Origin of the sequence: Thermococcus sp., from assembly GCF_027012695.1 — an archaeon.
Lineage (GTDB): Archaea > Methanobacteriota_B > Thermococci > Thermococcales > Thermococcaceae > Thermococcus.
Genome location: NZ_JALUYR010000073.1, coordinates 1 through 24,001, shown reverse-complemented (window position 1 = coordinate 24,001; position 24,001 = coordinate 1). Strand labels below are relative to the sequence as shown.

23 protein-coding genes, 1 tRNA gene and 1 pseudogene are annotated in these 24,001 nt (G+C 54.3%); 15 read left to right on the top strand and 10 right to left on the bottom strand.

Annotated elements, in window-relative coordinates; all coding sequences use genetic code 11:
- The 4 genes from MV985_RS06190 to MV985_RS06175 form a co-directional block, all read left to right on the top strand.
- Positions 1-806: TCP-1/cpn60 chaperonin family protein (locus MV985_RS06190; protein ID WP_297464408.1), on the top strand; the 806-nt coding region annotated here is incomplete at its 5' end.
- A gap of 71 nt (positions 807-877) precedes the next feature.
- The gene (locus MV985_RS06185) at positions 878-1,390 is read left to right on the top strand and encodes a hypothetical protein (RefSeq protein WP_297464407.1); all 513 of its coding nucleotides are present in this window, start codon (positions 878-880) and stop codon (positions 1,388-1,390) included.
- A gap of 4 nt (positions 1,391-1,394) precedes the next feature.
- The gene (locus MV985_RS06180; protein ID WP_297464404.1) at positions 1,395-2,264 is read left to right on the top strand and encodes a zinc metalloprotease HtpX; all 870 of its coding nucleotides are present in this window, start codon (positions 1,395-1,397) and stop codon (positions 2,262-2,264) included.
- 87 nt (positions 2,265-2,351) lie between these two features.
- Positions 2,352-3,260 (top strand): M48 family metalloprotease, encoded by a 909-nt coding sequence (locus tag MV985_RS06175; protein WP_297464401.1) that lies wholly within the window; start codon positions 2,352-2,354, stop codon positions 3,258-3,260.
- 11 nt (positions 3,261-3,271) lie between these two features.
- Here the strand turns inward: MV985_RS06175 and MV985_RS06170 are convergent, their stop codons facing one another.
- Positions 3,272-4,075, bottom strand: a complete 804-nt coding sequence (locus MV985_RS06170; protein ID WP_297464399.1) for an SDR family oxidoreductase — start codon at positions 4,073-4,075, stop codon at positions 3,272-3,274.
- A 166-nt stretch (positions 4,076-4,241) separates the two neighbouring features.
- Between MV985_RS06170 and MV985_RS06165 the strand changes: the two genes are divergently transcribed.
- Positions 4,242-5,288: an FAD-dependent oxidoreductase gene (locus MV985_RS06165; RefSeq protein WP_297464397.1), complete on the top strand. Its 1,047-nt coding sequence runs from the start codon at positions 4,242-4,244 to the stop codon at positions 5,286-5,288.
- Between the two features lie 36 nt (positions 5,289-5,324).
- Positions 5,325-6,335, top strand: coding sequence for a deoxyhypusine synthase (locus tag MV985_RS06160; protein ID WP_297464396.1), 1,011 nt, complete (start codon positions 5,325-5,327; stop codon positions 6,333-6,335).
- A 78-nt stretch (positions 6,336-6,413) separates the two neighbouring features.
- Here MV985_RS06160 and MV985_RS06155 read toward each other — a convergent pair whose 3' ends face one another.
- The 4 genes from MV985_RS06155 to MV985_RS06140 all read right to left on the bottom strand — a co-directional run bounded on the left by MV985_RS06155 (position 6,414) and on the right by MV985_RS06140 (position 9,094).
- Positions 6,414-6,689 carry a HepT-like ribonuclease domain-containing protein gene (locus MV985_RS06155; RefSeq protein ID WP_297464394.1) on the bottom strand — a complete coding sequence of 92 codons (276 nt, stop codon included), beginning with the start codon at positions 6,687-6,689 and terminating at the stop codon, positions 6,414-6,416.
- Between the two features lie 86 nt (positions 6,690-6,775).
- The gene (locus MV985_RS06150) at positions 6,776-7,189 is read right to left on the bottom strand and encodes a nucleotidyltransferase domain-containing protein (RefSeq protein WP_297464379.1); all 414 of its coding nucleotides are present in this window, start codon (positions 7,187-7,189) and stop codon (positions 6,776-6,778) included.
- A 61-nt stretch (positions 7,190-7,250) separates the two neighbouring features.
- On the bottom strand, positions 7,251-8,531 hold the full coding sequence (gene tiaS, locus MV985_RS06145; RefSeq protein ID WP_297464377.1) for a tRNA(Ile2) 2-agmatinylcytidine synthetase TiaS: 1,281 nt from the start codon (positions 8,529-8,531) through the stop codon (positions 7,251-7,253).
- A 23-nt stretch (positions 8,532-8,554) separates the two neighbouring features.
- Positions 8,555-9,094: a GNAT family protein gene (locus MV985_RS06140; protein WP_297464375.1), complete on the bottom strand. Its 540-nt coding sequence runs from the start codon at positions 9,092-9,094 to the stop codon at positions 8,555-8,557.
- Between the two features lie 44 nt (positions 9,095-9,138).
- Here MV985_RS06140 and MV985_RS06135 point away from each other — a divergent pair, with 44 nt between their 5' ends.
- A complete protein-coding gene (locus MV985_RS06135; protein WP_297464373.1) occupies positions 9,139-10,095 on the top strand; it encodes a transcriptional regulator in 957 nt (318 codons plus the stop codon).
- Positions 10,096-10,126: 31 nt separating this feature from the next.
- Here MV985_RS06135 and MV985_RS06130 read toward each other — a convergent pair whose 3' ends face one another.
- Both MV985_RS06130 and MV985_RS06125 read right to left on the bottom strand, forming a co-directional pair.
- Positions 10,127-11,377 (bottom strand): HD domain-containing protein, encoded by a 1,251-nt coding sequence (locus MV985_RS06130; protein WP_297464371.1) that lies wholly within the window; start codon positions 11,375-11,377, stop codon positions 10,127-10,129.
- 101 nt (positions 11,378-11,478) lie between these two features.
- Complete coding sequence (locus MV985_RS06125) at positions 11,479-12,762, bottom strand: class I adenylate-forming enzyme family protein (RefSeq protein WP_297464369.1); 1,284 nt, start codon at positions 12,760-12,762, stop codon at positions 11,479-11,481.
- Between the two features lie 125 nt (positions 12,763-12,887).
- On the opposite strand from MV985_RS06125, the gene MV985_RS06120 reads away from it, so the two are divergent.
- The 3 genes from MV985_RS06120 to MV985_RS06110 all read left to right on the top strand — a co-directional run bounded on the left by MV985_RS06120 (position 12,888) and on the right by MV985_RS06110 (position 15,622).
- On the top strand, positions 12,888-13,946 hold the full coding sequence (locus tag MV985_RS06120) for a hypothetical protein (protein WP_297464367.1): 1,059 nt from the start codon (positions 12,888-12,890) through the stop codon (positions 13,944-13,946).
- The gene (locus MV985_RS06115) at positions 13,943-15,046 is read left to right on the top strand and encodes a DUF835 domain-containing protein (protein ID WP_297464365.1); all 1,104 of its coding nucleotides are present in this window, start codon (positions 13,943-13,945) and stop codon (positions 15,044-15,046) included. The genes MV985_RS06120 and MV985_RS06115 overlap by 4 nt, the downstream gene beginning before the upstream one ends.
- A 351-nt stretch (positions 15,047-15,397) precedes the next feature.
- Entirely contained in the window at positions 15,398-15,622 is a 225-nt protein-coding gene (locus MV985_RS06110; RefSeq protein ID WP_297464363.1) for a hypothetical protein, read from the top strand.
- On the opposite strand, the gene glp is transcribed toward MV985_RS06110, so the two are convergent.
- Both glp and MV985_RS06100 read right to left on the bottom strand, forming a co-directional pair.
- A complete protein-coding gene (glp, locus tag MV985_RS06105; RefSeq protein ID WP_297464362.1) occupies positions 15,619-16,809 on the bottom strand; it encodes a gephyrin-like molybdotransferase Glp in 1,191 nt (396 codons plus the stop codon). The two genes, MV985_RS06110 and glp, sit on opposite strands and share 4 nt — an antisense overlap.
- A gap of 1 nt (position 16,810) precedes the next feature.
- Positions 16,811-17,326 (bottom strand): MogA/MoaB family molybdenum cofactor biosynthesis protein, encoded by a 516-nt coding sequence (locus tag MV985_RS06100; protein WP_297464360.1) that lies wholly within the window; start codon positions 17,324-17,326, stop codon positions 16,811-16,813.
- Positions 17,327-17,632: 306 nt separating this feature from the next.
- On the opposite strand from MV985_RS06100, the gene MV985_RS06095 reads away from it, so the two are divergent.
- Together MV985_RS06095 and MV985_RS06090 are read left to right on the top strand one after the other, a co-directional pair.
- Positions 17,633-20,299, top strand: a complete 2,667-nt coding sequence (locus MV985_RS06095) for a valine--tRNA ligase (RefSeq protein ID WP_297464358.1) — start codon at positions 17,633-17,635, stop codon at positions 20,297-20,299.
- Positions 20,300-20,355: 56 nt separating this feature from the next.
- Positions 20,356-20,919 (top strand): NYN domain-containing protein, encoded by a 564-nt coding sequence (locus MV985_RS06090; protein ID WP_297464357.1) that lies wholly within the window; start codon positions 20,356-20,358, stop codon positions 20,917-20,919.
- A 10-nt stretch (positions 20,920-20,929) separates the two neighbouring features.
- Here the strand turns inward: MV985_RS06090 and trm10 are convergent, their stop codons facing one another.
- Positions 20,930-22,039 carry a tRNA (guanine(9)-/adenine(9)-N1)-methyltransferase gene (gene trm10 / locus MV985_RS06085; protein WP_297464409.1) on the bottom strand — a complete coding sequence of 370 codons (1,110 nt, stop codon included), beginning with the start codon at positions 22,037-22,039 and terminating at the stop codon, positions 20,930-20,932.
- A 92-nt stretch (positions 22,040-22,131) separates the two neighbouring features.
- Between trm10 and MV985_RS06080 the strand changes: the two genes are divergently transcribed.
- The 3 genes and pseudogenes from MV985_RS06080 to MV985_RS06070 all read left to right on the top strand — a co-directional run.
- Positions 22,132-22,209 (top strand) — tRNA-Glu (locus tag MV985_RS06080).
- Between the two features lie 841 nt (positions 22,210-23,050).
- On the top strand, positions 23,051-23,761 hold the full coding sequence (locus tag MV985_RS06075; RefSeq protein WP_297464355.1) for a hypothetical protein: 711 nt from the start codon (positions 23,051-23,053) through the stop codon (positions 23,759-23,761).
- A 120-nt stretch (positions 23,762-23,881) separates the two neighbouring features.
- Positions 23,882-24,001, top strand: a pseudogene (locus tag MV985_RS06070) (tRNA (guanine-N1)-methyltransferase); the annotation flags it as partial.

The window sequence follows — 24,001 nt, the reverse complement described above, 5'->3', positions numbered from 1 at the left end:
TAGCCGAGACCGGTGCGAACGTTGTCTTCGTGCAGAAGGGCATTGACGACCTCGCCCAGCACTACCTGGCCAAGTACGGCATAATGGCGGTGAGAAGGGTCAAGAAGAGCGACATGGAGAAGCTCGCGAAAGCCACCGGCGCCAAGATCGTCACCAACGTTAAGGACCTCACCCCGGAGGACCTTGGAGAGGCCGAGCTCGTCGAGGAGCGCAAGATAGCCGGCGAGAACATGATTTTCGTTGAGGGCTGCAAGAACCCGAAGGCTGTGACAATCCTCATCCGCGGTGGTACCGAGCACGTCGTTGACGAGGTTGAGAGGGCTTTGGAGGATGCAGTCAAGGTCGTCAAGGACGTCATGGAGGATGGCTACATCCTTCCGGCCGGAGGCGCCAGCGAGATCGAGCTGAGCATTAGGCTCGACGAGTACGCCAAGCAGGTCGGCGGAAAGGAGGCCCTCGCGATAGAGAACTTCGCCGATGCGCTCAAGATAATCCCGAAGACCCTCGCCGAGAACGCTGGCCTTGACACCGTCGAGATGCTCGTGAAGGTCATCAGCGAGCACAAGAACAAGGGAATAGGCATAGGCATTGACGTCTTCGAGGGCAAGCCGGCCGACATGCTTGAGAAGGGCATCATCGAGCCGCTGCGCGTCAAGAAGCAGGCCATCAAGAGCGCCAGCGAGGCTGCAATAATGCTGCTCCGCATCGACGACGTCATAGCGGCGAAGCCCAGCAAGCCTGAGCAGAGCGGTGGCGGAATGCCCGGCGGCATGGGTGGAATGGGCGGCATGGACATGGGCATGTGATGCCCTTCCACTTCCCTTTTCTGACCAGCCAGTTTTATAAGCCGCTTCTCAGGAGTTTCTTTGGTGGTGGCATGTATCAGGTGAAGAAGAGTCCCGCTGGTTACATCTTCGACCTCCCGCGTGAGAGGATAGCCTTCCTCTTCATGGAGGACGGCACTTACGTCATGTACCACGATGAGAAAACGCTCTGCTATTCAACGGAACCCGTAAACGTTTCGAAGGAAGAGATAGAGCGCTTTGAAGAGACCGGCGAACCTCCGGACCTGATCAAGGCAGTTAAGTCCGGGAACTATCCGGAATCCTGCGTCGTTAAGGAGCTTCCGCCAATAGACGAGGATCTGAAACCTCTGAACCCCTCCAGAAAGTGCGTCGTGATATTCACCGGCTTCAGGGACACGGTGATAGACTACGTCGAGTGCGGGAAGGGGGTTCTGGCCGTTGCGAGGCTCGTTGACAAGCCGGAGAAGGTATGCCGCTTCTTCGGCCGGGGCAACTACAAGATAGCGGCGGTTAAGCTCAAGCGCGGTGAAGAATGTCTCCCGAGGGAGGAGTTCCTCCGCAGGATAGAGGAGTGCAGGGGGTGAGCCTATGGGACTCGGGCTCTGGCTCAGAACGGGCCTCCTGATGGCTGTACTCACCGGGTTGCTCATGGGCATAGGTTATCTCTTCGGTGGACCCAGCTGGGCCTTTACGATGTTCCTCTTTGCGATGGCATTCAACTTCATCACCTACTGGTACAGCGATAGAATCGTGCTTAGCTGGTACAACGCGAGGCTGGTGGATGAGTACGAGGCTCCTGAGCTCTACGCGATAGTGAGAAACCTCGCGGAGAGGGCGGGCCTTCCAACGCCGAAGGTCGCGATAGTGCCGAGTGAAACCCCGAACGCCTTCGCAACCGGGAGAAACCCCAAGCACGCGGTCGTGGCTGTGACCAGGGGTCTGTTAAAGCTCCTTAACCGGGATGAGCTTGAAGGAGTTATTGGCCACGAGCTGACGCACATCAAGAACCGGGACATACTCATAAGCACCATCGCAGCGGCGATGGCCGGTGCGATAATCCAGCTCGCCTACTGGGCCAGGTGGATAGCGATCTTCGGAGGCTTCGGAGACGACAGGGACGGGGACAACGTTCTGGTGGCGATTCTCATAGCCGTGCTGGCTCCAATCGCGGCGATGCTCATTCAGGCGGCGATAAGCCGCTCCAGGGAGTTCCTGGCGGACGAGGGTGGTGCAAAGATAAGCGGGAAACCCCATGCCCTTGCCAGCGCACTGATGAAGATAGAACAGGCCGTTAGGTACAGGCCGATGCGCGAGGGCAATCCCGCCACCGCGCATATGTTCATCGTCAACCCCTTCAGGGGGATGAGCATAGCAAACCTGTTCTCCACGCATCCCCCGACGGAAGCGCGTATAGAGCGCCTCAGGAAGATCGCACGGGAGATGGGGATCTACTTCTGAAGTCGTCTTTTATTTCCCAATATTGCCCATCGTTTGAAGTGAACGAAAGCTTTGTAAAGGCAAATTCCGGAGAGAGGGGGAGAGGTGATGGATTTGAAGATCTGGCTGTTCGTGAGGACAACATTCATGATAGCCCTGCTCACTGGCCTGCTGATGGCGATGGGCTACCTCCTGGGCGGAGCAAGATGGATGACCTATATGTTCTGGTTCGCGGTCATAATGAGCTTCCTCGCCTTCTGGTACAGCGACCAGCTTGTTATCAAGATGATGAAGGCGAGGATAGTGAGCAGGGAGGAGGCACCGCGGCTCTACGCGATAGTGGAGAAACTCTCCAAGCGGGCCGGTCTTCCGATGCCCAAGGTCGCGATAATAGACGACCCCACTCCCAACGCTTTCGCCACCGGGAGGAACGCCAAGAACTCCCTCGTGACCGTGACTACAGGGATCCTCGAGCTTCTCAACGAGGACGAGCTTGAGGGTGTCATAGGTCACGAGCTTACCCACATAAAGAACCACGACATCCTCGTCGGAACCATCGCCGGAGCGCTTGCGGGAGCGGTCGTCTACATAGCGTACATCACCAAGTACCTCGCGTTCTTCAAGGCAATATTCGGCGACCTCAGTCTCGACCGTTTCCTCTACGCGCTCCTGATAGCGATCACCGCTCCGATAGCGGCGGTGATAATCCGCTCCGCCATAAGCAGGAGGAGGGAGTTTGCAGCCGATGAAGGCGGGGCAAGACTCAGCGGCAAACCCTGGGCACTCGCGAGTGCACTCCTCAAGCTGGACGAGGCGGTGAAGAGGCTCCAGGAGGAGCAGAGGGCCAAGAAGAAGGCAAAGCCCCTCGGAAATCCCGGGCTGGCCCACCTCTTCATAATCAATCACTTCGAGGGCGACCCAGTAAGCAAGCTCTTCGCCACCCACCCGCCGACCAAGGAGCGCATAGCCCGCTTAAGGAAGATCGCGGAGGAGATGGGGGTTGAGTTCCCCTTCTGAAAACCTTTTTCCTACAGGACAACGCTCCTCGTCATCGCGCCGTCTATTATGAGAGTTGAGCCGAGCATGTATTCGGCTTCATCGCTCAGGAGAAAGGCCACTAGAGAGCCCAGTTCATTCCATCTCCCCGTCCTGTGGAGCGGTGTTCTGGAGAGCACTTCCCTCTCCCAGACTTCCTCAAAAGGCTTCCCCCTTTCCTCCGCCAGTGCCCTCAGGTTCTCCCTCGCGCCGGGGGTATCGAAGCTGCCGAGGAGAATGTTATAGGCCCTTATTCCGTGCTTCCCGTAGGTTCTCGAAACGCTCTTCGCCAGCTGAATTAACCCGGCCCTCGCAACGTCGGCCAAGACAAGCGGCGGCATGGGCTCCTTTATTGAGACGGAGTTGAGGTAGATAAGAACGCCTTTCCTCTTCTTCTCAAGCCAAGCCTGAACCAGGAGCGTTGTGAGATAACCGGGTGCAACGACGTGGAGCCCCGCTGCCTCGAGCCAGTCGTTGTAACCGGCTTCGTGAGCCAAACACGGCTCGCAGGAGACGTTCGGGGCGTTCCAGACGAGGGCATCAATTCCAGCCAGGATTTCCCGGGACTTTTCGACGAGGGTCTCAAGATCCTCCCGCTTCAAGAGGTTCGCCCTGACCCCATAGACTTCCCCGTAGCTCGAGAGCTCGTCGAGTGCCTTCCGGAGGTTTTCCTCATTTCTCGAGCTCACAACCACCCTGGCGTTCCTCTTCAAAAGCTCGCCCGCTACGTTGAAGCCTATGCCCCTCGACGATGCTGTTACGAGGACACCAATTCCTCCAAGGTCTACCTTCATCATGGGCTCCAATTCGCGAATTGGCTAATAACCTTTGTCCCATTGACGAATTAGGCTTCCCGAATTTGGATAGTTTCCGTCATTCTGGCAGGATTTTCGGGAAAAGAAACTTAAGGTGGAAAACCTTCGATTTTTTACAGATTTTTCGAAAACTCTTGGGGGTGATAAAGTGAAGTTCTACATCTGCAGGGAAAAGAGCGAGCCAAAGCCCTTCAGGATAGCGATCATCGGCGCCGGTCCGGCCGGTCTCACCGCGGCCGGCTACCTCGCCTGCAGGGGTTACGAGGTTCACGTCTTCGAGAAGATGCCCGAAGGCGGTGGAATGGTGGCCTTCGCCATTCCAGAGGTGAGAATCCCGATAAAGACCGTTAGAGAGGGTGTTAAAGACCTCGAAAGACTCGGTGTCAACTTCCACTTCAGGACGAAGGTGGTCTACGATTCACCGAGAGAGCTGGGCGATGAGTGGGCCGAGCACTTCATCTCCCTTGAAAGGCTCCTGAACGAGTTCGATGCAATACTCATAGCCACCGGTGCCTGGAAGCCGAGGAAGCTCAAGGTTCCGGGCGTTGAACTACCGGGCGTTTACGATGCCCTGACCCTGCTCCACCACATAAAGATGGCCAGGATAGGTTACTACTCCTGGGAGAGGATTCCCGACTTCAAGGGGAAGCATGTCGTGGTAATCGGAGCAGGATACACAGCGGTGGACGTTGCAATCGAGTCGAGGCTTCTCGGGGCTGAGAAGGTCACGATGGTCTACCGCCGCTCTTTAGAGAACAGCTACGCCAAGGCGGAGATTAGAAAGCTCATCAGCGAAGGGATTGAGTTCATAGAGTACGCCTCTCCTGTCAGGATACTGGGTAAGGAAAAGGCCCAGGGAGTCGAGTTCGCGAGGACGAAGATAGTCGAGGGAAGCGTTGTAACAACCGATGAGCGCTTTGTTATCGACGCGGACGTGGTTGCCTACGCCATCGGTCAGCTGCCCACGAGTCCGATTAGGGAAATCGTCTGTGCAAACGAGAAGATACTGAAGGAGGCGGGAATCTTCTTCGCGGGCGATGTTGTTGCCCCGAGAAACATCGGCGCGGCGATGAGGGAAGGAAAGGCAAGGGCCAGGGAAATCGAGGAGTGGCTCCTAAGTAAAGCTCCAAAGAAGGTCTTTCCCGTTCCGGTAACGGCGAGGCTGATAGGCTCGGTCGTCAACGGTAAATGCTGACGAAAGCTTTAAACGCCGCCTTCATTATCCTCCCTCATGACCGAGCCGAAAGACATCGTCCTTAAGGAGAGCGAAGAGGTTGAGGGCATTCCAGTAGAGGGGCCATGGCTTGACGAGGTTTCAAGCCTCGAAGAGGTTCTCGATTATTACGAAAGGATAGGCTTTCAGGCGACTCACCTTGGAAAAGCAATAGAAATCTGGAAAAAGGTCGAGAAGAGACGCGCTGAGGGGAAAGAAGTAAGGGTCTTTCTCGGCTATACATCGAACATAATCTCCTCCGGGCTGAGGGAGATAATAGCGTGGCTCGTCAAGGAGGGCAAGGTGGACGTTATAGTAACCACCGCGGGGGGAATCGAGGAGGACTTCATTAAGGCTCTCAAGCCCTTCATCCTCGGCGACTGGAACGTTAACGATACCTTAATGCGCGAGAAGGGCATCAACAGGATAGGCAACATATTCGTGCCCAATGACCGCTACATCGAGTTCGAGAAGTACATGATACCCTTCTTCGAGCGGGTTCTTGAGCTGGAAAAAGAGCGCGGGAAACCCCTGACGGCGAGCGAGTTCATCCACGAGCTTGGCAGATACATGGACGAGAAGCTCGGGAAGGAGAAGGAGCACTCTATAATCTACTGGGCCTACAAGAGGAACGTCCCGATATTCTGTCCGGCCATAACAGACGGCTCGATAGGGGACATGCTCTACTTTTTCAAGGAGGAGAGGGGCGATAGAGAGCTCGTCATAGACATCGCCAACGACATAGTGAAGCTCAACAACTTAGCGGTTACGGCAAAGGAAACAGCTTCAATAATCCTCGGCGGTTCCCTGCCGAAGCACGCGATAATAAACGCCAACCTCTTCCGCGGAGGGACGGACTACGCGATTTACATAACGACGGCAATCCCCTGGGACGGCTCGCTGAGCGGTGCTCCCCCGAGTGAAGGGGTGAGCTGGGGCAAGATAAGGGCAAAAGCGGACTACGTCGAGATATGGGGGGATGCAACTTTAGTGTTCCCGCTGCTGGTGTGGAAGGTGATGCGGGGTTAACTTCTTTCGTCCTTTTTCTGAACGATATGCGTGCATACCGTCCTCACATGAAAACGGTGGTTACAAGTGGATTTTGAGTTAGTCTTCAAGCTTCTCATACTCTTCAACGAGCTTCAAAACCACTTCATACAGCTCGTTTATCCTCTTCAGGCCTTCTTTGATAGAATGCAGGTTGAGCCTGTCGTACTTGTGAACTATGGCGTTTCTCAGGCCGTTGTAAGCTCTCAGGAGCGACGCCTCCCTCTCGCTGAGAACTCCCTTCTCCTCAAGCCTCGCTATGTTAGTGTAGTCGTCCTCGACCGTTATGCCTAGGTCTTTCGTTAGCATTGCCACAATGTCCATGGCAACGTCCACGCACACCTGGAGCGAATATCGGAGTGAGCGTGACATCGTCCTTTATCTCGTGACTCTCTATGAACTCGTACTCTTCCTCGAACTTCTCAAGCTTTTCCAAGTACCTCTGCCTTCTCACGGGCACGCCTCCTAAGTTTTATTTTTTCACTCACGCTCTTAAACCGGTTCTCCTTGATGCGGGGCTCCATGTCTTTCCAGAGTTTTCTGAACCGGTAGAAGTATTCGGAAAGCTCAAGCTCGTCGCCGTAGATTACCCTGTGGTTTCTGATGACATCTATCTGGATGTAGAGCGGAAGTTCCTCGAAAACCTTCACGTCGTACTTTCCACCGAGCTTTTCAAGAACCCTCTCGTAAGTCCCCGGTTTTGGCTTCACTAGGCAGATATCAACGTCGCTCCGTTTTGTTGCCTCTCCTTTAGCGTATGAGCCATAGAGGAGTATCCCCATGCAGTCATCTTTGAATGGCCTGAAGTCCCTGCGGAGCTGTTCTATAATGGACACGCCACCACCAAGGGATTTTTAATAAAATTGTTACATAAATGGTTTGTGGTGCCAGTTTGTCCTAACAATCAAAAAACTCCAACACCTTATCCTCTCCGCCCGGAAGAACCAAAGGCCTCGACAGGTGCTTCCTCGCATCGGGGGGAACCTCGTAGATTTTCCTCTCTAACTCCCGGGGCACCTCAAAGGGAATTAACTTCTTCGGCATTCTATACCCACAGCGCTTGCATTTCAAATAGTCCCCTTTGCTCTTCATCGTTCCTCCGCATCTGGGACATTTCGGCTTTTTGAACTCGATTTTGGGAACGAGCTTCACCGGGTAGAACTTTTCGAGGTTGAGCGTTAAAACCCCTTCGTGCTCCTTAACTCCACCAGCCGCGATAATCTCGTCTCCGGGCAGGAGCTTTCTCACGTAGTTCCTGAACTTCTTGGTTGGCTCAAAGGCCGCAACCCTAATCCTCCCGGTGTCATCCTCAAGCTCGAAGAAGACGTGCCTGCCAACCTCCCAGTAAGGGCCAGCAACTCTTCCCCTCACGACCGCGCTGTCGTAAAGCTTGAGCTCGCCGATTTTCTTCGGAGTTAAATGGTCGTCGGTGTTCTGGTTGGTCTTGTAAATCTGGTAGAATGCAACAGGCTCAAGGAACTCAACGCGCTCGAAGACCTGAACGACTTTTCCCTTATCAATCCCCCTGATTCCCACCAAGACGGGGTCCTTTCCGTGGGGCGTTATCAAAACGCTCCGCTTGTAGGGGTCAACGTTGTCGTAGCTGAAGGGGTAAGCCCAGCTATCTGCCAAAAAGACGCTCTCCGCGTTTACCCTTCTCGGCGTTCCCCAGTTTTCGGGCTCGCGATAAGCTAAAAGCTCGTAGGTGAAGCGCTTGAGAGGATAGCCTATCGAAGCGAGCGCCCCTATTATCCCCCTCCCCAGCTTGAACTTGAAAACCTCAGCCCCAACCCTTCTGGCAACTTCCTCGGCCTCTTCAATCGTAACGTGCTCCCTCAGGGCTTTAATCGAGAACTCGCGGAGCTCTCTTGGGATATCCCCCTCAAGGAATGCAACGCCGGGGTTGGTATTCTCGTGAGTGAAGTCGGCGAGCTGGTTTACGTAAAAGAGGACGGTGTCCTTGATTTCCGGGATAACGTCATCCTTCGCCTCGAAGCTCATCGAGACCGCTCCGTTGCCCCGGGTTTTGTAGGGGATGTTCGGGTTGAGCCTTATCAGTCTAGGCAAATCCACGGGCTCCGCTACCCTTGAGAGCTCGCGGTAGAGGAGCGCGCCGAGGTAGGTCGTGCACATGCCGTTTGGTGAATCCGTGTCGTCGATGCCGATGTGGATGAGCATGTTTGGGGGAAATGCGATGGAGTTTAAAAATCAACCGCCCTGAACCTCTCGTAGAAAAGAACGTCAACAAAGCCCTCACCGGGCACGTATTGGTGTTTCCTCAGCCTTCCCGCGGGCTGGAAGCCGTTTTTCTCGAGTATTCTGATGGAGGCAACGTTGGGCTCGTAGACCCTGGCGTAGACCTTTCGTAGGTTGAGCCAGTCGAAGGCGTATTCCAGGGCCAGTTTTACTGCTTCGCTCCCGTATCCCCTCCCCCAGTGCTCCCTCGCCAGGAAGTAGCCGAGCTCGGCGTGACCGTTGTGGTGATCTATACGGTGGAGGCCGACCAGTCCCAGGGGGGAGCTCGAGGAGTTCTCAATGACCGCGAAGACCTTTTCGCTCCTCTTTTCCCGCCTCAGGGCCTCGTACCACTCGAGCTCATCCTCGTAGAAGAACACCTCCTCCGGGAAGGAGAGGTACCTTCTAACCTCGCGGTCGTTGTACCACAGCCAGACCCTTCGAAGATCCTCCCTGAGGAGCACTCCCAGAGAGACGGAACCGCCCCTGATCACCACGGGTCTCATCCGAACACCTTAAGTTTATTAAGCCCTTCGCGTATTTAAAAGTGATGGAGAGGGAGAGACTCATAAAAACCGTCGAGGCAATACTCAGGGAGTCGGGAATGCGAACGGCCAGGCTTGAGTTTCGGGGGTCGTGCTTCGACCTGGTCGCGAGCGGGTTATTCACCCTGCTGTTCATCAAGGTGGCCCTCAACATTGACACCGTAACCGGGGAACAGGCCGAGGATCTGAAGCGTCTGGCCAGCTTTTTCAACGCATCCCCAATAATAGTTGGTCTCAAGACAAAGAACGCCGAACTGGAGGAGGGGGTCGTCTACGAACGCTTCGGAATCTATGCGCTCAGGCCCGAGACCCTCTACGATATCCTCATCGGAAACGAGCTTCCAGCTATCTTTGCCGAGCGCGGCGGTCTCTACGTGCGGGTCAACGGCCCCCTGTTAAAGCGCCTCCGTGAGGAGCGCGGCTATTCGATAAACGAGCTGGCCCAGTTACTCGGTGTCTCGCGGAAGAGCCTGATAAACTACGAGCGCGGTGAGCAGGCCGTTTCCCTTGAGGTTGCGCTCCGTCTGGAGGAGCTTTTTGATGAACCCATAGCCAGGCCGATAGACGTTCTGAACTCCAGAGTAGAGGCCAACCTCGACGTCAACCCGGAGACGCCCCTCGAAAAGGAGATCTTCGACCGCCTGAAGAAGCTCGGCCTCGGAGTCGTCAAGGTGAAGAAGGCCCCCTTCAACGCGGTCTCAAGGGAGAACGAGTTCAGGATCCTGACCGGAATAGACCAGCGCAAGACCCGCTCAACTGTAAAGAGGGCTGAGATGATGGCCGAGGTGGGGAAGATCATCAACTCCGACGGCGTTTTCATACTGGAGAAGGCGAAGACGGAGGTTGTCGGGAACGTCCCCCTGATCCCGAAGGAGAGCCTTGATGAGGTTAGGGACGTGGATGAACTTGTGGATCTCATCGAGGATCTAAAGAAGGAAGTACGAAAGGAGCTCTTTGGCTGAACTCCCGTCAGCTTCTGGCTCCTCCGACAGCTCAGCCGAATATAACCTTCTTCCAGACCTCCCTGAGCTTCGGTACGTACTCCTTCGGCGAGGCTATTAAAACGGCCCATCTCGGAGTCTGGCGCCTCTTCAGTGCGTTCGCCAGGGGGGTTACCTTCGTTAGAGGCTGAACCTCACCGTTCCCGAGGAGGACGTTTATCTCGGTCGATTTGAGCCTCGGCTCGCTGAGCATCAGGTCGGCTATGCTGAACTCGAGGATCACTTCGCCTTCCCTCGCTCCAACGGCATCCGCCAAAGCGCGCTCCATCTCCTGCCTCCTCTTCACGTTCCTGTAAGCTGTTAGAAGCTCCCTCTTCTCCTCGGCACTCAGTTCATCGGCGTTCGCGAGGACGGCGGCCTTGTAGAGCTCGCGGTACTTCACCCTCCGAACCATCTCCGCGGGAAGGCCCTCCAAATCCTCAAGCTCGACCAGAACGCGGCAATCTATCATCCTCCAGAAGTCCCAGAGGTGGCCCTCCTCGAGGGCGAACTCCAGAGCCCTGGTCAGCATTCCCTCTGCTATCTTAACCGTGTGATGGAAGTAGACGCGCGAGTACATCAGCGAGCGTGCCACCATCATGCCCTCCACAGCTTCGACGCCCTTTTCATCCACCACGAGCTCTCCATTGTGGATTCTGAGCACCTTCAGAAGCCTCTCAAGGTCGATTATGCCGTGGGCAACCCCGGTGTAGTGGGCGTCCCTTATGAGGTAGTCGAGCTGGTCCACATCAACGTCCCCGTGGAGCATCTGGCCGAGGTAGCGTTTCCTGGCCCTCCCGACGATAAGGTTCGCGACGTCTTTGGGAGTAAAGTCGTAGCCGTAGCTCTCGATTATCCCCGGGATTCTTCCCCCGTTCTCGCTCTCGGTGATGTTTATCCGCCCGAGGATTATGTCCTGGCCGAGGTGCATGTGGTCGCGCTCTTTAACGTAGTGCTTGTAGATACTCTCGAAGGTGTGGCTGAAAGGGCCGTGGCCGATGTCGTGGAGGAGCGCGCCGACCTGGAGGAGCATGCTTTCGTCCTCGCTCAGCCCGACCTCACTGGAAAGTCTCCTGGCGATGTTCCACGCGCCGAGGGAGTGCTCGAAGCGGCTGTGGTTCGCGCCGGGGTAGACGAGGTAAGCCAACCCGAGCTGCCTTATGTGTCTCAGCCTCTGGAACTCTGGTGTTTTAACGAGGTCGAGGATGAGTCCGGTTAGCTTCATGCTCCCGTGAATCCCGTCGTGAATAATCTTCCCATCCATCGGCACCACCGCTGGAGATTTGAGAAGGGACTTAAATAAGTTTTCGGCATTGTGACAACGGTGCACTGAGGTGAAAAAGGAAAGAGAGCTTTTCCAGGGTCTCAGAGGTCCCTGCCGACAATGTATATTCTCTTCGTCTTGCCGAGCCTCTTCGGAAGGTCCGCGCGGAGCTTGTCGATTGGGACGGCCTCTATCACGAGTTCCGCCTGCCTGGACTCCTCGACCTCGTAGCGGACCGGGTTGTTGGCTTCGTATATGAGCTCCCTCACCTCGTCCTCTATTCCAGCTGGTTTTTTGTCCCTGTATGCGACGCGAATTACTGCCTTTGGCTTTGGATTCTGCGGCGAGAGGGGATGGTAGATTATCACGAAGTCAAGGAGATCGGGGTGGTTGTAGACTATCTCCATCACCTGATCTATGTGGAGCTTTGCTCCGGCGAGGCTTATCACGTCCTTGAGACGGATTATGTTCCTGACCCTTCCCCTTTCTATCCTCGCGAGGTCGCCGATGTCGTAGTTGAAGAGCGGGAGGCCCGTCAGCTCTCCCTCGCGCATCACCTTGGTTATGTATATTCGCTTGTACTGATCGTAACCGTCCTTCGTGTCCTTCAGGACCACTATAGACTCCGTGAACTCGAAGGGAGAGCTAGTCTTTCGCGTCACCACACGGTAGCCGGTTATTGCATCCTCCGTGGAGCCGAAGTTGTCTATGATGACCGCGTTGGGGAACAGCTCCAGCGTGGCCTTCGCGAGCTCCGGTGTGAGGGTTTCGCCGCCAACGACTATCGTCTGGATGTCGTTCCTGATTGACTCCGGCAAGATGAGGCCCAGGTTGTATGCTGTTGCCGTGAGACAGAAGAGTGCCGTCGGCTGGATGTCCTTCAGTTCCTTGAGCAGCATCTCCCGGTCGAGTAGGTATCTAACGGGCACCTGGTAGTAGGCCGATCTGGAGTTAACGGCTTCAAGACCACCGTAGGCGAACATCCCGGAGGACGATGGTAGCGGTGGGAAGAAGGACGCTATCCTGTCGCCTTTGTCCAGGTGTTTTCTGACCCAGGCCTCTATCTGCCTTCCCGTTCTCATGCGGTCGTCCCTGGTGTATGGGATCCTCTTGGGCTTTCCCGTTGTCCCGCTCGTTCTCATGACGGTGTGGAAGAGGCCGGGCTCCCGGACGTAGTCGGGCCATATCTCCCGGATCCTGTACAGATCGTGGGGCTTTATACTAACTCTGTCCGTCAACTCGGCCAGATCCCGGGGAGTTATGGCTTCAACATCTACTTCCGAAAACTTCTCCCTCCAGAAAGCCGTCGTTTCCACGGCCTTCCTCACGGTGTACCTGAGGTCCCGCACGCCGGCATCGTCGGTTTTTCCAATCACCAGGGTCACGAACGTTCACCGAATAGGATGTATTGCAAACTACTATTTAACTCTTGGCATTTCTCCCAATTCCCTGGGGGGTGGTTTAAAAAAACCTAAAAAACCTTTTATACTTCCCGGCCGGAGTTATACCTATGAAATACGAAACACTAATTGAAGAGGTTCAAAGGGACCCCCTGGGCATCGGTGACGAATGGGCCAGGGAGTACCTCAGGGATGTGTTCGAGTTTCACTTTGAGAGAACCCCCTACTGGAGGAGCGTTGCCGAAAGATTGAAGCCCGATCTAGACGAGATCTTCCAGGGAAGCCTGGTGGAGGTGGTCGAGAACATCTTCAACGCGGGTCTCACAGTTGACGAGGACTACCTGAGGGCCCGCTGGGTGGACTTCGTTCCCGATGGTTACCACGGCAGGATACGGTTCTACCAGTCCTCCGGTACGACCAGGGAGAGGGCCATTGGCCACTGGGACGCGGACTACCTCAGGATCCTGCACCCCTACCTGAGGGCGGCCCTGGACGGTATCTACGGTCTCGCAGAATTCTACGATCTGGATCACCGGATGAGGGCAATAGCTCACGGACCCTACGGCTGGTACCAGGACGAGATAAGTGAACTGGTATGGAGCTACGGGGGAATGCTCTACTTCATCGGGATGGAAACCGACGGCCTCAAGAGAATCCTCAGGGAACAGGGGCTCGATGCAGTTTTGAGGCTTCTCGACCCGCTCGTGAGGTACACCCGGCGCGTTATGGAAACCGACAGGATAAACACGGTCCGCTCGGCGCCGCAGCTGATGTCCCTCTTTGAACCCTACAGGGAATCCATCGAGACGGCCATAATAAGCGGGGTTGGAATAACAAACGAGTTCTTCGAACACCTGTCCGAGCTCTTCGAGAACACCCGCCTCATACCCCTCTACGGCTACTACCTCTTCGGGGATCTAGTGGGCGTTCATCATCGCGGTGAGTTCCGGTACTATCCCAACAGGCCTGCTACCATCGTCTTTCCGATGGAGATGCGAGACGGAGAGTACAGGGTGGTCGGACGCGGTGAAAGGGGCAGGGTTGCCTTTGTGATCGCCAGGCCGGAGGTTCTCGTTGTGAAATTCGAGGACGAAACCGCCACCCGGGTTCCGCCGACGGGTCCTTTCAGGTGGGACGGGTTCGGGGATCCCTCCAGGGAAGTGAGGTGAGGCGGTTGGACGGGACTCGGACCCTGCTCTTCCTCGAGGCCTCCATAGTCATGGGAGCGGATCTCCTTGCAGCAGTTCTGATATTCCGGATATACCTTCGCAACAGAAGGCGCTCCGCACTGGCCTTCTCCATGGCGTGGCTCTTCGATTTTATATTCGTCCTCTCCGCCGCCCAGCAGACCGAGATCTGGCAGATGGTCGGCCTCATAAGCCTCCCCGTGTTCTCGGGTCTGATCTTCTACGGTTCCGTGAAGTTCCTCGAGGAGGAATCCCTCAACGTTCAGCACAGCATCCTCGCCTTCTTCTCCCTGATGCCAGTTGCCTTTATCCTCTATATCTTCGGAGTGTACGCCTACACAAAGGACCCCCTGTGGACGGCCACCACCGCCACCGCCCTCGGAATCAGCGGTGTTTTTGTCGTTGCCGGCGGACTGCTCCTCATGGAGGTTGAGGAGATATACCAGAGTGCCGTCAGATATCTGTACATCGGGATAATACTCTTCGGTCTCCATCTGATCCCAGCGGCCCTCTTCGGAAAGGAGGTGTGGTACGGGACCATCGGCTTCACCATGTCAACGATTCTAATAGTCTTCATGGTCTGGGCGATGGTAAAGCTTACCTCTTCCGAGAAGTTCCAGCCTCCTAGAAACGGCGGCCCCCAGCGGAAGGTGGACATCAAGCCGGGAGCCATGGTGGTGGATCCGGGGGAGTACCGGCAGCTCAAGGAGAAGCTCAGGGACATGCCGGTGCTGGCCTTCGTGAGGGACATAAGCGACGTCCCGGAGAAGTGGCAGACCTACTTCGTTACCACCGTGCCCTTCAGGGGGGACTTCAAAACAATAAACCCCACGAACCTCGCCAAGATGACCGAACTGTCCTACCAGTACCTCGAGAGCTTTGCTCAGTCTGGCGGACAGGGGGTAATCGTCATTGACTGCTTCGAGTACCTGACGATATACAACCAGTGGGAGAGTCTGATGAAGTTCATGGCCAAGCTGAGGGATTTCGTGATAGTCAACAGGGGCACGCTCATAGTCGTCGTAGACAGGGACAGCCTCGAACCCCAGAAGTACTCCCAGCTCAGAAAACTCCTGGGGTAAGGGCAGGTTTTATATACCTGCCTCCCTAACTTCCAAGTGCCCCCGCGCGAGGACCCCGGGGAGAATGAACCGGGGGGCGATGCGGGGGCTACAGCCCGGTCTCAGCGAGGTCCCCGCGGGAGGGCCTTCCGCGTTACGGAGCGCGATGACCGCGGGAAACCCAGACCGGGCACAGAAGGCCCGCTCGGGTTAACCCGTCCAATTTTGCCCGCTGGCTGGGATGAGGACGGGGGTTACGGGCGGGCCACACCAGATGTTCCGTCCCTTTCCAGATTTGTTCTACTCTTACCGATGGTATGCAATATATGGAGAGAAAACGTTATTAACATCAATGTCCCTAAATGTATCGCAATGACCCGGACCGTCCCCACGAAAAACTCCGCAAGGGATGTTCGCGAACTGATACCCTGGATAGACAACACGCCGATGAGATCCATTCTGGAGAACGCCGAGAGGATCGCCGAGTTGAAAAAAACTGATGAAACTGAGGGAGACACCCCCCTCGACCTTCCCGATGAGTTAAAGGGAATACTCAAGACCCCCAACCTGCAGAGGCTCATGGAAAGGATAATCTAGTAGAGGGTCACCCAGACTTCTTCCCCCTCAAGATAGCCCTCGCTGTCCTCGGGGATTCCTATGTACCCGTTGCTCTCCACGAGGGAGCTTATTATTCCGCTTCCCTTCTTGCGTATCGGCCTCGCTTTACCGTTCTCATAGTGAACTTTGACGAACTCGTACCTGCCGAGCTGGCTCGGAACCCTCTCCACGAGCTTCGCCCTGACCCTGACCTCGTATTCCCTCGCACCGACGAGCTTCGCTAGGGCGTGCTTGACGTAGAGGTGGAACTGGGCAAACACCGCAGCAGGATAGCCGCTCATGACGAAGGTTCTATCGCCGTAGCCTATCGGCCTTCCCGGCTTTATCGTCGTCCCGTGGAAGAGCAGGTTGACGAAGCGGTGCGCGAAGTCCTTATCGCCGAAGGCAGAACCGCCCGTGACGAGGACGAGATCACACTCCTCCCTGGCCTTTTTTATCGTCTCCCCAATCCTCTCCTCGTCATCGGGGATTAAGCCGTAGAACTTCGGCTCGCCGAAGTACTGCCTAACCAGACCTTTCAGCATAACCGAGTTGCTGTCGAGGATCTTGCCGGCTTTTAGCGCTCCCTCATCGAACTCCTCAATGAGTTCGTCCCCGGTGACGATTATACCTACGAGGGGTTTTCTCTTCACCCCCACGGTCTTAAAGCCGAGGCTCTTGAGGAGGGCCAAATCCTGGGGCCTCAGGATCTGTCCCTTTCTGAGAACGAGTTCACCCTTCTTCACGTCCTCCCCGGCGAAGGCAACGTTCTGGCCGGGGGCAACTGGCCGAAGAACCCGTATTATGTCCCCATCACGCTCCGCCATTTCCTGCATCAAAACCGCGTTGGCCCCATCAGGTATCTTCGCCCCGGTGGTCAGTTTCACTGCAGTGCCGGGTTGCACCCTTGCATTACTCTCCTCCCCGGCCACGATCTCATCGATGACCCTTATCTCAACCGGCCGGTACTCCCTCGCCTGGAATGTGTCCTCTGCCCTTAAGGCGTAGCCATCAACGGCTGCCCTGTCGAAGGGAGGGCTGTCGATGGGTGAGACCATATCCTCCGCGAGAACCCTACCAAGTGCCTTATCAAGGGGAACCTCCTCCGCATCTCCAATCTCCTCAATGTCCCCCAGCATGAGCCGGAGGGCTTCCCTGTAAGGAGTCAGCTTCTTGAACTCCCTCATATCACTCACCCGCGTGCTTCAGCACGTGGCCCCCTTCGTTGAGAATAATCCTAATTCCGGTCTTCGCTGCACCGAGGCTTCCGGGGAGGCAGAACACCGCCATCGCCCTGCCCGAGCTTTTGATGATTCCCGCTGTGGCCCTGCTCATGACCGCGGCGGTCCCAATCTCTTCATAGCTCAAGAGCCTGAATATCTCACCGAAGCCCGTCAGTTCTTTGTCGAAGAGCGGCCTGACGCTCTCTATCGTGACGTCCCTGGGGGCAACACCAGTTCCTCCAGAGGTGATCAGCACGTCCGCCCCCGCCCTGAAGGCGTTGACCACCGCCCCCACGATTTCCATCTTCTCATCCGGAACGACGGCGTAGTAAACCCTCTCATGGCCGGCTTTCTCAAGCTCCTCAATCAGGAACCTTCCGCTCTTGTCCTCCTTCTCGCCCCGGCTCGCGGTGTCGCTGACGGTCACAACGGCGAACTTGAACCTTTTCGGGGCCTTCCCCCTGTGCTCCTCAACACCCATGCTACCACCTCCGTAAACTTTTCCCGGGACTTAATAACCTTTCAGCAAACGGAAGGGTTTAACAAGATTGGGACGGGGGACTCGCTGTCACTCTCTCCAATCGGGTATCGATCCAAAATCTTTTTAAACCCCTGTCCACCTCTATACCCCGGTGGTGCCTATCGTCCACCGTGGTGCATATTTCAATCCCTGAACTCAATGCATTCCGCCCTTCTGGGGTAGTCCCGATTCCAGCACCACCGTCAAGGTTTTTAAGCCACCCTTCTGAGGTTATCCCATCTTTAAAAAACCGAAAAGGTGATTGCTATGCTCCCCAAGAACTACAACCCCAAAGAGGTTGAACCCAGATGGCAGAAGTTCTGGCTCGATGAGAAGGTTTACAAATACGAGCTCGACGAAAAGAGACCGAGCTACGCTATAGACACTCCTCCGCCGTTCACGAGCGGAACGCTCCACCTCGGCCACGTTCTGAGCCACACCTGGATTGACATAATCGCGCGCTACAAGAGGATGACCGGCTACAACGTTCTCTTCCCGCAGGGCTTCGACAACCACGGTCTGCCAACCGAACTGAAGGTCGAGAAGGAGTTTGGAATAAGCAAGGACCAGCCGGAGAAGTTCCTCCAGAAGTGCGTCGAGTGGACGTGGCAGGCCATCGAGGCTATGAGAAACCAGTTCATCCGCATAGGGTATTCAGCGGACTGGGATCTTGAGTACCACACGATGGACGACTGGTATAAGGCCGCAGTGCAAAAGTCCCTCCTCGAATTCTATAAGAAAGGGTTGCTTTACCAAGCCGAACACCCCGTCTACTGGTGTCCGCGCTGCAGGACGAGTTTAGCAAAGGCTGAGGTCGGCTACGTCGAGGAAGAGGGTTACCTCTACTATATCAAGCTCCCCCTGGCTGATGGAAGCGGTCACGTGCCGATAGCAACCACTAGGCCCGAGCTGATGCCGGCATGTGTCGCTGTATTTGTTCATCCAGACGACGAGAGGTACAAGAACGTCGTCGGCAAGAAGGTGAAGCTCCCGATATTCCAGCGCGAAGTCCCTGTTTTAGCGGATGAAGACGTTGACCCGAGCTTTGGAACCGGAGCGGTCTATAACTGTACCTACGGTGACGAGCAGGACGTTGTCTGGCAGAAGCGCTACAACCTGCCCGTAATCATTGCCATCAACGAGGACGGAACGATGAACGAGAGGGCAGGTCCTTACAAGGGCCTCAAGACCGAGGAAGCGAGAAAGAAGATAGCCGAAGACCTTGAGAAGATGGGTCTCCTCTACAAGAAGGAGAAGATAAAGCACCGCGTTCTGAGGCACACCGAGAGGAGCTCCTGTATGGCACCCATTGAACTCCTTCCAAAGAAGCAGTGGTTCATAAAGGTGAAGGACTTCACAGACGAGATAGTCAAGGTGGCAAAGGAAATCAACTGGTATCCGGAAGATATGTTCCTCCGCCTGAAGGACTGGGCAGAGTCGATGGACTGGGACTGGGTCATAAGCAGGCAGAGGGTTTTCGGCACGCCGATTCCCTTCTGGGTCTGCGACAGCGGTGAGATAATCCTCCCCGACGAGAAAGACCTGCCCGTGGACCCGCGCTTCGATAAACCGCCGAGGAAGTGCTCCGACGGAAGCGAGCCGAAGCCCGTAACTGATGTCCTCGACTGCTGGGTTGATTCCAGCATAACCCCGCTGATAATAAGCAGGTGGCACGACGCTATAAAGGGCGACGAGGAAGGAAAGCGCTGGTTCGAGCACAACTTCCCGACCGCTCTGAGACCCCAGGGAACGGACATCATAAGGACGTGGGCCTTCTACACGATATTCAGGACGTGGGTTCTCACCGGGGAAAAGCCCTGGAAGGACATCCTCATCAACGGTATGGTCGCCGGGCCTGACGGAAGGAAGATGAGCAAGAGCTACGGCAACGTCGTTGCTCCGGACGAGGTCATTCCAAGGTATGGAGCCGATGCTTTAAGGCTCTGGACGGCCTTGGCCCCACCCGGCGAGGACCACCCCTTCAAGTGGGAGACGGTTGACTACAACTACCGCTTCCTGCAGAAGGTCTGGAACATCTACCGCTTTGCAGAGCGTCATTTGGAAGACTTCGACCCCGCCAAAGCGCCAGCCGAGCTTGAACCCCTCGACCGCTGGATTCTCTCAAGGCTTCACAGACTCATCAAGTTCGCCACGGAGGAGATGGAAAAGTATCGCTTCAACCTGCTCACGAGGGAGCTCATGACCTTCGTCTGGCACGAGGTTGCGGACGACTACATCGAGATGATCAAGTACCGCCTCTATGGAGACGACGAGGAGAGCAAGCTCAAGGCCAAGGCGGCGCTCTACGAGTTGCTCTACAACACCATGCTCCTGCTGGCTCCCTTCGTGCCCCACATAACCGAGGAGCTTTACCAGAACCTCTTCCGCGAGAGGGTTAAGGCAAAGAGCGTCCACCTCCTTGAGTGGCCGAAGTTCAGGGAGGATAGGATTGACGAAAACGCTGAAAAACTCGGCGAGCTGGCCAGAGAGATAGTTGGGGCCATTAGGCGCTACAAGAACAGCCACGGTCTCGCTTTGAACGCGAAGCTCAAGCACGTTGCCATCTACTCCACCGACTCCTACGAGATGCTCAAGACTATAGAGAAGGACATCGCCGGAACCATGAACATCGAGAGGCTCGAGATTGTCAAAGGAGAGCCGCAACTCGAGGAGCGCATCATCGAGATAAAGCCGAACTTCAGAACGGTTGGCCCGCGCTATGGAAAGCTCGTGCCGAAGATTACCGCCTATCTCAAAGAGAACGCGGAGGAAGTGGCGAAAGCCCTCAAGGAGCGCGGAAAGGTTGAATTTGAGGTTGAGGGAGAAAAGGTAGAGCTTACCAAGGACGACGTTGTCGTAAAGAAGGCCGTCTTCAGCGAGGGCGAGGAGGTTGAGACCGCGGTCGTTGGGGATGCAGTGATTCTCTTCTTCTGACTTTACCCTTTTGATCCGGTGTCCAGGGATGGTGTACACTACCGGGAGGGATTTTCGTGAACTCAGAACTGTCTTCAGAGTGGTGTGCGGTTTTTATTGATGGTGGGTATCTCGGCAAGGTTTTAAAAAGTGAGTTTAAGGAAGTGAGGATAGATTTCCTCAAACTGTCGGAGAGAATATGCCCCGGAAAGAGATTGAGGACATACTATTACAACGCACCCCCGTACCAAAGCAATCCTCCCACCCCGGCGGAAAAGGAGAGATACTTCAAGGCAATGAGATTCTTCAACCATATTGATCGCCTCGAACGTTTTGAGGTAGTCTATGGCAAAACCGTAAAGCGCTATACCTCCGAAGGAAAAGAGTACTTCACTCAAAAGGGCGTCGATGTCAGACTGGCGGTGGATCTGGTACGTCTTAGCTGGGCAGGCCATATAAAGATTGCAGTTCTCATTGCGGGGGACAATGACTTTGTACCCGCAGTGAAAGCCGCAAAAGATGCGGGAGTCATAGTGAAACTGTATTACTCAAGGAACAACTCCTCTGAGGAGCTCATATCCGCCGTTGATGAGGCCGAAGAGATAACCCGAGAGTTAATCAACGAGTGCAAAAGGTATTAGCCCATACCTTTCAGCAGTTATAACACAGCATCGCGGCCTTCCTGAGGAGCAGGACGCGGTAGAGTTTGCCGTTTATGATCTTCGCGTTCGATATCTTGTTGAGGTGGTGTATCCTTCTTCTTTCTAAGGCTATGAGGTCAAGCTCCCGGAGAACCTTCACGAAGTCCTCCCAGCGGATTTTGAGCCATTGGGAATATTCATCGAAGAGCTCCTTCTCCACAACGCGGTAGATTCTCCCATCCACCCTGTAGCGGATTGCCCTCTTTGGCAGCTCCTTCCTCAGGCGCCAGCGCGCGTGTAGAGGCTCCTGCATCTCGTAAACCGCCAGGTCCATGCTCTTCCCTTCCACCATCATCTTGAGGACTATGCCGAGGATGCGGTTTATCCTGTCCGGGACGCCAACGACATCACCTTTGAGAACGATCTTCCTTCTCCGGACCCTTATCCCGGCTTTCTCCAGCTCCTCCCCTATCTTTGGGGTCAGCTTTTTCTCCCCTCCGGTGTCCACTATCCCACCTATTACGAACGCCCTAACGTCGAAGTCCTTCTCGCTTAAAACCTCATCTGCCCAGGGGTCAAGGAGAACGACCTCATCTATCCCCTTTTCCATTAAAAACTCCGCCGTCGAGCTCCCATAAGATGTTATCCTATCAAGGGGACCGTGGAACATCTTCCTGAACTCCTCGTTGGCCCACGTTACTGCAAGCTCTTTTCCAGTGAAGTAGTCCCTCAAAAGGCCGTAGCACTGGTTAATCTGGAGGCAGACCTTGCCCTTCTCCTTTTGAGTGTGTCTGTCCCAGAGCTGGAGGTCAACTATGAAGTAGGGCCAGTCCGGGAGTTTTGAGCGAAGTTCCTCGGGTGAGAGAACCATCTCGAACTTGTCCTTCATGCAGAGCGGGGCGTAGGCGTAATGGGAGCCCTCGACGCGCTTTCCTTCGAGATCCCAGGCCACGGCGGTCTTCTCCGGGACCCTGAAGATCGCCCCTTTCCCGTGGACTATCTCTATCGCTATGTCCTGGAGTCTGTTCCTCGACTTCCTGAATCGCTTCGAGAGGGTTCCAATGCTCTCAATCCCCTTCTCCTTCAGCGCTTCCCTGAAAACATCGGCGAGGGTTTTCATAGCCATCGGTTGTGCCTTGGGGCGGGGGTTAAAAAGGTTGCTGGGCGGGTTATACGAAAGATTTTTAAACGCTCGCCCTTCCCTAATATCGAGCCCCGGTGGTGTAGCCCGGTCAAACATGCGGGCCTTTCGAGCCCGCGCCCCGGGTTCAAATCCCGGCCGGGGCACCATAAGAAACTTTGCCTTCGCAAAGTTTCATCAAAGTTCGTAACTCTTCTCGAAAACGCATTTATTAGCAGAGTTCTGTAACTCAAAACCTTTACTCTAAGTGGGAACCTTTCACAAGCTACCCCAGATGGTTTACACTGAAAAGACGCCCAAAGGGCGTCAAAAGAAAACAAACCCCTATCTGGGGAACTCGAAGAGCGTTCCCAAACATTACGGTCAGAAACTAAATGCAAGAACCTCTAAATGCCCATTTTTAAGAGCTACAAACTTTTCACCAGCATTTCTCAAAGGCTGTGAGCGAAGTTTGACTGAGGGTTGCATGTCGCTTCTAAAAAATTCCCAGTTTTAGGAAGGTTTACTCCTTCACTTGCCGATGTCTAGTGTTTTACTGTGGGGATAACGCCCGAAGGGCGTTAAGAAGAAGTCGAAACTTGTTTTAGGTAACATTTTAGATACAAACTCGCTTTAGACTTGTAGTCTTGAGAGGACATGCAAACTCGTTCTGGCAGTTTTGGTGGAAGTTCACTTTTTGATCAAACTTTGCGGGACAAAGTTTGCTTGTTGGCGCAAAACGCCGCTTCCACTCTCGTTCAAGCGTCCCTAACGAATGGCGGAAAGAGAGTGTGCTTTTCTGAAAATGCAAATTTTCAGGTGGTGTACTCATTCATTTGTCGCTGTTTCAAAGTGAGTACCTTTTAAGGGGTAATCTTCCAAGAGAGTTGAAGGTCCTATAATGTCTCCTTTTTCTTATTCGCTTGAGATACTCACTATATCTTATCCCCACAGGATTGAAGATTTAGCGTAAAGTTATTGTATGGGCATGTAAGTAAGCATTAAATGTCGGTGGTTATGTTGAGACGTGGGGACTTTATTAAGAACCTTAAAGGAACAATTGGGTTTAATGTCCTCCTGCTAGTATTTAGCATGGTTTGGCTTTTTGTTCTCTTTTTGGGTTATCTAAGTAAAGATAGTTTCGTTATTAATCTAGTTATTGCAGCTGCAAATCTTATGATGGCAATTTTTGTTGCTTTTCAAACAAATGCTATTGAGAGAACTATCAAGGAGACGACCCAACAGACGGAACTTACAAATAAGTATCTCCTTGAAACTCAAAAGCAAAGATTAAGAATCGAGGAGATTAAAGATTTGCTTTCCTCTTATCTCGATCGTATTGTAACCCTTGCAACTGATCTTGACCAGAGAGGAACATATGCAAACAGTTTTCCAAACCCCGATAAGTACATTAGGGAAGGCGTTATTCATTTCAGAACGGGTTCAACCCAGTCTGAAGTGGGATTCGGAATACGGGCAGCTAAATATATCAAAATGCTCTTGGAGTGCATGAATTTCACCAAATTACTGGAGAGGCATAACAAATTGGCGGAAGAATTTCACAGCTCAAAGATAACACCTGAAGAAAGAGACCGATATCGGAATGAATTAAGAGAAAGCGCTAATACCATTAAAAAGAAAGCGCAGGAGATATTGCTCATTCCAGACAAAGAAATAGAGAGGATGTTTGTTAGAATAATATTTGAGAATAAGTGTAACTGAGGATTATAATGCGATTGCTTTTCAACCTCAAACTACATAAACAATATATTATTTTTGAGTGATCATTCCACCATTCCACCCACTGTAAACCTTTTTAATCCTCCCTCCCATTCCCCACCGATGCTCGCCGTAAGAGTCCCCAAGAAAGAGGCCGAAAAGATCAGGAGGAAGCTCCTCGAACTCGGCGTCCTGGCTAATGGCTACTCCATAAAACGGGAAGGAGGCTTTGTCCTCTTCCCT

What these genes read in the sequence shown, in the direction of transcription:
- MV985_RS06185 (WP_297464407.1), top strand. Translation starts at nt 878, where the DNA reads ATGTATCAGGTGAAGAAGAGTCCCGCTGGTTACATCTTCGACCTCCCG.
- MV985_RS06180 (WP_297464404.1), top strand. Translation starts at nt 1,395, where the DNA reads ATGGGACTCGGGCTCTGGCTCAGAACGGGCCTCCTGATGGCTGTACTC.
- MV985_RS06175 (WP_297464401.1), top strand. Translation starts at nt 2,352, where the DNA reads ATGGATTTGAAGATCTGGCTGTTCGTGAGGACAACATTCATGATAGCC.
- MV985_RS06170 (WP_297464399.1), bottom strand. Translation starts at nt 4,075, where the DNA reads ATGATGAAGGTAGACCTTGGAGGAATTGGTGTCCTCGTAACAGCATCG.
- MV985_RS06160 (WP_297464396.1), top strand. Translation starts at nt 5,325, where the DNA reads ATGACCGAGCCGAAAGACATCGTCCTTAAGGAGAGCGAAGAGGTTGAG.
- tiaS (WP_297464377.1), bottom strand. Translation starts at nt 8,531, where the DNA reads ATGCTCATCCACATCGGCATCGACGACACGGATTCACCAAACGGCATG.
- MV985_RS06140 (WP_297464375.1), bottom strand. Translation starts at nt 9,094, where the DNA reads ATGAGACCCGTGGTGATCAGGGGCGGTTCCGTCTCTCTGGGAGTGCTC.
- MV985_RS06135 (WP_297464373.1), top strand. Translation starts at nt 9,139, where the DNA reads ATGGAGAGGGAGAGACTCATAAAAACCGTCGAGGCAATACTCAGGGAG.
- MV985_RS06130 (WP_297464371.1), bottom strand. Translation starts at nt 11,377, where the DNA reads ATGGATGGGAAGATTATTCACGACGGGATTCACGGGAGCATGAAGCTA.
- MV985_RS06120 (WP_297464367.1), top strand. Translation starts at nt 12,888, where the DNA reads ATGAAATACGAAACACTAATTGAAGAGGTTCAAAGGGACCCCCTGGGC.
- MV985_RS06110 (WP_297464363.1), top strand. Translation starts at nt 15,398, where the DNA reads ATGACCCGGACCGTCCCCACGAAAAACTCCGCAAGGGATGTTCGCGAA.
- glp (WP_297464362.1), bottom strand. Translation starts at nt 16,809, where the DNA reads ATGAGGGAGTTCAAGAAGCTGACTCCTTACAGGGAAGCCCTCCGGCTC.
- MV985_RS06100 (WP_297464360.1), bottom strand. Translation starts at nt 17,326, where the DNA reads ATGGGTGTTGAGGAGCACAGGGGGAAGGCCCCGAAAAGGTTCAAGTTC.
- MV985_RS06095 (WP_297464358.1), top strand. Translation starts at nt 17,633, where the DNA reads ATGCTCCCCAAGAACTACAACCCCAAAGAGGTTGAACCCAGATGGCAG.
- trm10 (WP_297464409.1), bottom strand. Translation starts at nt 22,039, where the DNA reads ATGAAAACCCTCGCCGATGTTTTCAGGGAAGCGCTGAAGGAGAAGGGG.